4 protein-coding genes and 1 pseudogene are annotated in these 6,978 nt (G+C 76.6%); all 5 read right to left on the reverse strand.

From position 1 onward, the window contains the following. Positions 1–78: 78 nt before the first annotated feature. Positions 79–786, reverse strand: a complete 708-nt coding sequence (gene hypB, locus EDJALFJO_RS19615) for a hydrogenase nickel incorporation protein HypB (RefSeq protein ID WP_088288008.1) — start codon at positions 784–786, stop codon at positions 79–81. Beyond that, the gene (locus tag EDJALFJO_RS19620) at positions 783–1,169 is read right to left on the reverse strand and encodes a hydrogenase maturation nickel metallochaperone HypA (protein WP_088288009.1); all 387 of its coding nucleotides are present in this window, start codon (positions 1,167–1,169) and stop codon (positions 783–785) included. The genes hypB and EDJALFJO_RS19620 overlap by 4 nt, the downstream gene beginning before the upstream one ends. Before the next feature lie 11 nt (positions 1,170–1,180). Continuing rightward, entirely contained in the window at positions 1,181–1,672 is a 492-nt protein-coding gene (locus tag EDJALFJO_RS19625) for a DUF1641 domain-containing protein (RefSeq protein ID WP_158220492.1), read from the reverse strand. A gap of 230 nt (positions 1,673–1,902) precedes the next feature. Beyond that, a complete protein-coding gene (locus EDJALFJO_RS19630) occupies positions 1,903–6,432 on the reverse strand; it encodes a WD40 repeat domain-containing protein (RefSeq protein WP_088288011.1) in 4,530 nt (1,509 codons plus the stop codon). A gap of 139 nt (positions 6,433–6,571) precedes the next feature. After that, positions 6,572–6,978 (reverse strand): annotated as a pseudogene (locus EDJALFJO_RS19635) (hydrogenase); the annotation flags it as partial.

The following is a 6,978-nucleotide window of genomic DNA, read 5'->3' on the forward strand; positions in this document are numbered from 1 at the left end:
CGGTTCCTCGGCATTGAGGAAGGACATCGTGTTGCCACTGCACGCCCCGCCCTCGAGCCAGAGCAGTGTTGCCATGTTCTACCTCCCGGTACCGGCCGCAGCGGCCGGTTCGATGTGTCGAGCGGGGTCGGTGTGGTCAGGTCGGACGGCGAGGAGGCGGGCGACGAGGTCGTCGACGCCCTCCCCCGTGCGCGCGCTCGTGCGGACGACGGGGACGCCGGGGTTCACCGCGGCGACCGAGTCGAGGAAGGCCTGCTCGTCGAAGCCGCACGGCTCCGCGAGGTCGATCTTGGTGAGGACGACGAGGTCCGCCCAGCGGTAGGCGGTCGGGTACTTCACCGGCTTGTCCTCGCCCTCGGTGACCGACGCGAGGACGATGCGCAGGCTCTCGCCGAGGTCGTAGGACGCCGGGCACACGAGGTTGCCGACGTTCTCGACGAGGAGCAGCTGCGTGCCGGCCGGCAGCCAGCCCGCGAGGTGGTCGCGGACCAGGTCGGCCTCGAGGTGGCACAGGCCGTCGGTGACGACCTGGCGGACCGGGGCACCGGAGCGGGCGAGCCGCTTGGCGTCGTTCTCCGTCGCGAGGTCGCCGGTGAGCGCCGCGACCGGGATGCCGTCGGCGGTCAGCCGGGTGAGGACGATCTCGAGCAGCGCGGTCTTGCCGCTGCCGGGCGAGGAGAGCAGGTTGACGGCGACCGCACCGACCGCGGCGAGGTCCTCGCGCAGGGCCGCCGCGAGGTGGTCGTTCTTCGCGAGGACGGCGGTCTTCAGCTCGATGATGCTCATGCGCCCACCGCCACGTCGTCCTCGGCGGCGTCCCGGTCCTCGACGTCGTCCTCGACCTCGACGGAGCCGACCTCGAGCGTGCGGCCGTCGCCGAGCGGTGCGCAGACGCCGTCGCACGCGTCGCAGCGCCACGGCGGGGACGCCGTCCGCTCACCGGTCGTGCCGCAGCCCGCGCACATGATCTCGACGGGAACCCGCTCGACGTCCAGGCGGGCACCCTCGAGCGGCGTCCCGGACGTCACGACGTCCCAGCCGAACGAGAGCGCGTCCGGAACGACTCCGGCGAGCGGGCCGATCCGCAGGGTCACCGCGAGAACGCGGCGACCGCCGACGGCGGCCTGCACCGTGGACACCACGGACTGGGCGATGGACAGCTCGTGCACGCGCCGGCCTGCTACAGGGACTTGCCGAGGGCGCGGGAGACCTCGATGAGGAAGCCGAGGCCCTTGGCGACGTCGGGGTCCTTGAGGGCGCGCAGCGCGGGGAACACCCCGGCGACGGTGGTCTGGTTGGCCCGGGCCGCGTTCGCGCCCTCGAGGAGGGCACCGGCGAGGCTGCCGAGCAGGTCGACGACGTCCTTCTTGAGCATCCCCGAGTCGAGCAGGGCCGTCGCGGCGTCGGCGATGGCCGGCGCCTCCTCGGCGAGGCGCCGGGTCGGCTCCGCGAGGTAGGAGACGCCCCCGGTGACGCCCTTCAGCTCGTGCAGGCCGTCGGAGACGCTCTCCATGATCGTGTCGGACCGCTCGAGGAACCCGCCGACGGACATCGCCGCGAGGGCGAGCACGTCCGCGTGGTCGAGCAGGGTGTTGAGCGCCGCAGCGACCCCCGGGTCGTCCAGTCGCGCCTTCAGGCGGTCCGTGGGCGTGCTGCTCAGCACCTCGGTCATCAACGACCTCCTCGACACGCGCGACGAGGGAGCCACGTCGGGATGCACCCGACCCGGTCCCGTGATAGCCGCCACACAACCACTGTCACCGGCCGTTGTCATCAACTCCGCAGGACGAACGGGGCGGCGTCCGCGACGAACGGAGAAGGCTGTCCGGTTTGTGATCCACATCACCGGGACCTTGGTCCCGGGACATGTGTCACGAATGTTTCCGGAACCTCACAACCCGCTCAGCCGCAGGGGGTCGCACCGAGCCGGCCGGACCCGACGACCTGTCTCCAGTCGGCGGCGAGGGACGGCCCGGCGACGTCGGCGCAGAGGTCCCGGACGACGTCCGCCGGGTCGAGCGACCAGGTCACGGCCCGTGCGTCGTCGGACGTCGTGACCAGCCGGCGGCCGTCCGCGGAGAACGCGACCCGCTCCAGCCGGTCGGTGTGGAAGGTCAGGGCGGCGGTCTCGCGGCCCGAGGCCGTCTCCAGCAGCCGCACCCGCAGGTCGGTGGCCGACGTCACGGCGAGCGTCCGCCCGTCGGGGGACAGCCGGGCGGTCCGCAACGGCCAGCCGGGCGTGACGACGTGCACCGGCCCCGGGCGGACGACCGCGCCGTCCGGGGAGACGGTGAACGACTGCACGCTCCCGTCCGCGCCCGCGACGCCGATCGTCCGGCCGTCGCCCGACGCGTAGACCCCGGTCAGGGGTCGGGTCGGGGCCTCGGAGACGACGGCTCCGGTCGTCGCGTCGTAGACGCGCAGCACGTCCTGCTCCGGCCCGGCGGTGGTGCCGAGCCCGGCCCCGTCGAGGCCGGTGACGAGGTGCCTGCCGTCGGACGTCCAGGCGACACCCGTGACACGCCGCCGCGGGTCCGCGAGGTCGGGGGCGAGACGGCCGGTGGTGAGGTCCCAGCGGACGACGACGGACGCCCTGCCGGGCTCCTCGGTGTCCTCCACGGTGATCTGCCTCGGCGTCGTGGTCGCCGCGACGCTGCGGCCGTCCGGGCTCAGCGCGACGTCGACGGGGTTCCGGGGTGCCCCTCCGCCCGCGTTCACGTCGACCGAGCGGGTCTCCCGTCCCGACCTGACGTCCCAGACCCGTAGGCGCCCGTCGCCGTGGGCCACGACGAGGGAGCGCCCGTCCGCGGTGAAGGCCACAGAGGTCGCCGGCGCGGACCGGATGGACCGCACGAGGCGGCCGCCGTCGACCGCGCGGATCCTGATGACGCCTTCGACGCCGACCGCCGCGACGAGGTCTCCGCGCGGCGAGAGGTCCGCCCCGAGGACGGCGCCGGTGAACCACCCGTCCACCTGGTCCTGCGCCGCCCAGCGGGTCACGGTGCCGTCGCTGGTGCCGTCGAGGAGGATCCGGCCGTCCGGCGTCCACGCCATCGCGGTCACGAGCACCGGTGCCACCGCCCAGCTCGTGAGGTTCGCACCGTCCCGGGCGGACCAGCGGTCGACGGCGGACGACGATCCGCCGGCCACGACCCGGCTGCCGTCGGGACTCACGGCGACGGTGGCGTAGTACGCCGTCGACGGGCTGCCCACGACCGTCAGCGCACCGCCGGAGACCTCGCGCCGCGCCGGCACGTCCCAGCGGCGCACGCGCCCGTCCTGGCCGGTCGAGTAGAGGGTGTCGCCGTCCGGGGCCCAGGCGACGGCGGTCGCCTGCCCGGTGTGCGCGCCCAGCGTCGCGAGCCGCCGGCCGGCGTCCGCGTCCCACAGCAGGACCCTTCCGACCCCGGTGCCGCCCGCGAGCGTCGTCCCGTCGGGGCTCCACGCGAGGCCCCAGACGAAGTCGCCGGCCGGCGGGGTCGTGGCGACCGCCCGCCGCCGCGAGAGCGACCACACCTGGACCACCGGGGAGCCGCCGGCGCCGGTCCCCACCGCGACGAGGTCGGGGTCGGGGCCCACGGCGAGGGAGGAGACGCCGACGGGGGCCAGCGTGCCGGCCGGTGAGCCGGTCGCGGCGTCCCACCAGAAGAGCGTCGCCCCGGTGCCGTCGCCGCGGATCCCGCCCGCGACGACGAACCGGCCGTCGGAGGTGAACGCGACCCCGCGGGCGTTGCCGACGACGCCGTCGAGCGCCCGCACCGCCCCGTCACCGTCGACCGGCCGCAGCTCGACCCGGCCCTCGCCGCCGACGCTCGCGAGGGTGCGGCCGTCAGGGCTGACGGCGATCGCCCGCAGGTCCTTCGTGCCGGTCGCGACCTGACCGGCGTAGGGCTGCGCCTGCAGCGAGAGCAGGGCACCGCGCGCCTCGGCCGTCGGGGCCGTCCGCCAGGCGGCGAGGGCGAGCAGCTTCGCCCGCTGCGGCTCGGTGCCCCGGGCCGCGAGGGCCTCGGCCGCGAGCTGGCGGGAGACCGCGTCGGTGCGCTGGGTCTGCGCCGTGGCGCGGCTGCGCAGCGCCGAGACCGTCGCTCCGCCGGAGACCACCGTGAGCACCGCGAGGGCACCGGCGAGGACGGCGAGCCGGCGGGCCCTGCGCCGCGCCGTCCGGCCGGCGGCGTCCCGGGCGGCGAGCGACGCCGCGACGAGGTCGTCCTCGGCGCGGGTGAGCCGGGCCCGGCGCAGCGGGTCGTCGAACCAGGCCTGCGCCGCGGCGAGCCGGGCACCGCGCAGCAGGGCGCCGTCGTCCCGACCGACCCGCTGCCACTCCGCCGCCGCGGCCTCGAGGGACCGCCGCTCGCGGCGGGCGCCGGCGTCCTCGTCGAGCCAGTCCCGCAGCCGCGGCCAGGCGCCGACGACAGCCTCGTGCGTGAGCTCGACGGTGGCACCGGACGCGCCGGTCCCGTCGTCCGGCGTCGTCGTCGTCACGAGGCGGGCTGCGACGAGCCGGTCGAGGACGAGCCGCGCGGCCGGGCCACCGCCCGCGAACCGCAGCGCGTCGTCGACGGGCAGCCGGCGCCGGGTCCGCTCCCCCGCACCCCCGTCGTCCACGAGCGCGGTCGCGAGGTGCCGCAGGGCGGTCCGGCCCTCGTCATCGAGACCGGCGTGGACCGCCTCGGCGGTCGCGGCGACCGCGCCGTCGAGACCCCCGGTCGCCCGGTAGCCGGCGAGGGTGAGCACGCGGCCCGAGCGACGGCGCCAGGTGCCGCGCAGGGCGTGCGCGAGCAGCGGCAGCGCACCGGGCGGGTAGGGCGTCCGCGGGCCGGTGCCGAGGTCGGCGAGCAGGACGTCGAGCAGCCCGGGCTCGAGCTCCCAGCCGCCGTCCGCTGCCGGGCCGGCGACGGCGCTGCGGAGCTCGTCGTCCGACATCGGGCCGACGAGGACGCCACCCGCCGCGAGGGCGTCGCGCAGCAGCGGGTACCGGGTGCAGTCGGTGTAGAAGTCCGACCGCACCCCGAGGACGACGAGCGCCGGGCCGTCGGACACGGCGGCCAGGGCGTCGAGGAACGCCTGCCGCTCGGCCTCGTCGGGGCACATCGTGAACAGCTCCTCGAGCTGGTCGACGACGAGCACCGCGCCCGTCCGCCGGCCGGGCCCGGTGACGGCGGCGGCGCCCTCCGGGTGGACCGACGCGGCGGCCTGGAGCAGGCTCGCGCGCAGCCGCAGGGGGTCGGTCCGAAGGCCGGCCGCGAGCGCCCCGGCGTCGGTGCCCGTGAGGACGGCGACGCAGGCGGCGAGCGTGTCGACCGGGTGCGCCCCGGGGGTCAGCACGAGGTGCGGCCGGTCGGCGGACCCCTCCTCGGGCAGCGCGCCGGCGGCGAGCGCGGGCAGCAGGCCGGCCGCGAGGAGCGAGCTCTTCCCGGCCCCTGACGGCCCGAGGACGACGACGGGCGCCGGCCCCGTCGCCAGCCGGGTGACGAGGGTGGCGACGAGCCGGTCGCGGCCCCGGAACCAGCGGGCGTCCCGGGTGCGGAAGGCGGCCAGGCCCGGGTACGGGCTCTCCCCCGGCGCCGGGGGCGCGCCGCCGGCAGGGTCGCCGGGCGGCCCGGTCGACGGGCCGGGCCGCGGCGGGCCGTCCGTTCCGCCGTCCGCCCCGCCGTCCGCGACGCTGTGCCGCAGCCGCTCGACCTCCTGGCGCAGCATCGCGAGCCCGACGAGCGTCTGCCCGGCGGTCGCGGCGCGCTGCCGGTCGGCGGCCTCCATCCGGCTGAGCTGCTCCTGGACGGCGCGGACCCGGTCGTCGACGCCGGTGACGAGCCAGCCGAACTCCTCGTGGCCGCGCGCGACGGCGAGGAGCGACTGGGCGACCGCCGCCCGGGTCGCGTCGAGGACGTCGTCGACCCGGTCGAGCCGGTCGCCGAGCAGCGCCGGGACGGCGTCGACCGCGCGGAGCAGGCCGGACATCTCGCCGCGCAGGGCCGTGGCGGCCCCGTCGTCGGCGCCGAGCCGCTCCTCGAGCTCGGCGGCGAGGACGTCGACGAACGCGTCCTCGTCCATGACGCGGTCGGCGCGGCCGGAGCGGTCGGCGAGCCGCCGGCGCGCCTCGAGGACGGCCTCGACGAGGTAGCCGGCCCCGACCTGGCCGACCTGGGCGAGCACCGCGGCGAGCAGCCCGGCGGTCGCCGCACCGCCGACCGCCGCACCGGCGACGGGGGCCAGCGCGGCCGCGACGAGGACGGCCACGACCCCGTTCGGCGCCGACCGCCGCAGGCCGGTCACCGCACCGGCGCCCAGCCGTCCGACGTGCCGGCGCAGCCCGGAGCGCATCTGCTCGCGGGCGTCGGACGGGCCCGTGGCGGGCGCGCGGCCTTCCGGGCGGTCGTCCGAGCGGCCGTCGTCCTGCTGCTCCTCGCCCGTCGACACGTCGCTCGACGCCACACCCACCCCCGAGGCGGTCCCCCAGCCCCGGCGGCCAAGATCGGCGACAACCTACCGAACCGGCATTACCCGGAGGTATCAGGACGGGTCGGCGTCCGCGAGCTCGTGCCGCTCCTCGCCGGCTGAGGGGGTCCACGGGTCAGACGACGAACATGTCCTCCTTGGACCACTGCGGAGCGGCGATCCGGGCGGCGGCCGCGTGGGCCATGTACGTCAGGCGGTCGGTCCCGGTGGGGAACTCCTTGGGCACGCTGCCGGAGATCTTGACCGTCTTGAACACCGTGCCGGGCATGAGGTCGCCGTGCGGGTAGCCCGGCTCCGTGCACCCGGTGCAGGGGTGGCCCGCCCGCGTCTTGGAGGACTGGCGGTTCCACAGGATCCGGTTGCACGGCGAGTGCGTCATCGAGCCCCGGCAGCCGAACTCGGAGAACAGGCAGCCGGTGCGGGTGCCCTGGCCGAAGTCCATCGCCGACTGCTTGTACTCGAAGAACTGCACGCGCGTGCACCCGGTCTGGGTGAACGACGAGAAGAACGTCTTGGGCCGCT

It is taken from the genome of Kineosporia sp. A_224 (genome assembly GCF_002198655.1).
In the GTDB taxonomy this organism is placed as follows: Bacteria; Actinomycetota; Actinomycetes; order Actinomycetales; family Kineosporiaceae; genus R-H-3.

Excerpts from the sequence above, each read along its gene's own strand:
- hypB (WP_088288008.1), bottom strand. The coding sequence starts at position 786 with ATGAGCATCATCGAGCTGAAGACCGCCGTCCTCGCGAAGAACGACCAC.
- EDJALFJO_RS19625 (WP_158220492.1), bottom strand. The coding sequence starts at position 1,672 with ATGACCGAGGTGCTGAGCAGCACGCCCACGGACCGCCTGAAGGCGCGA.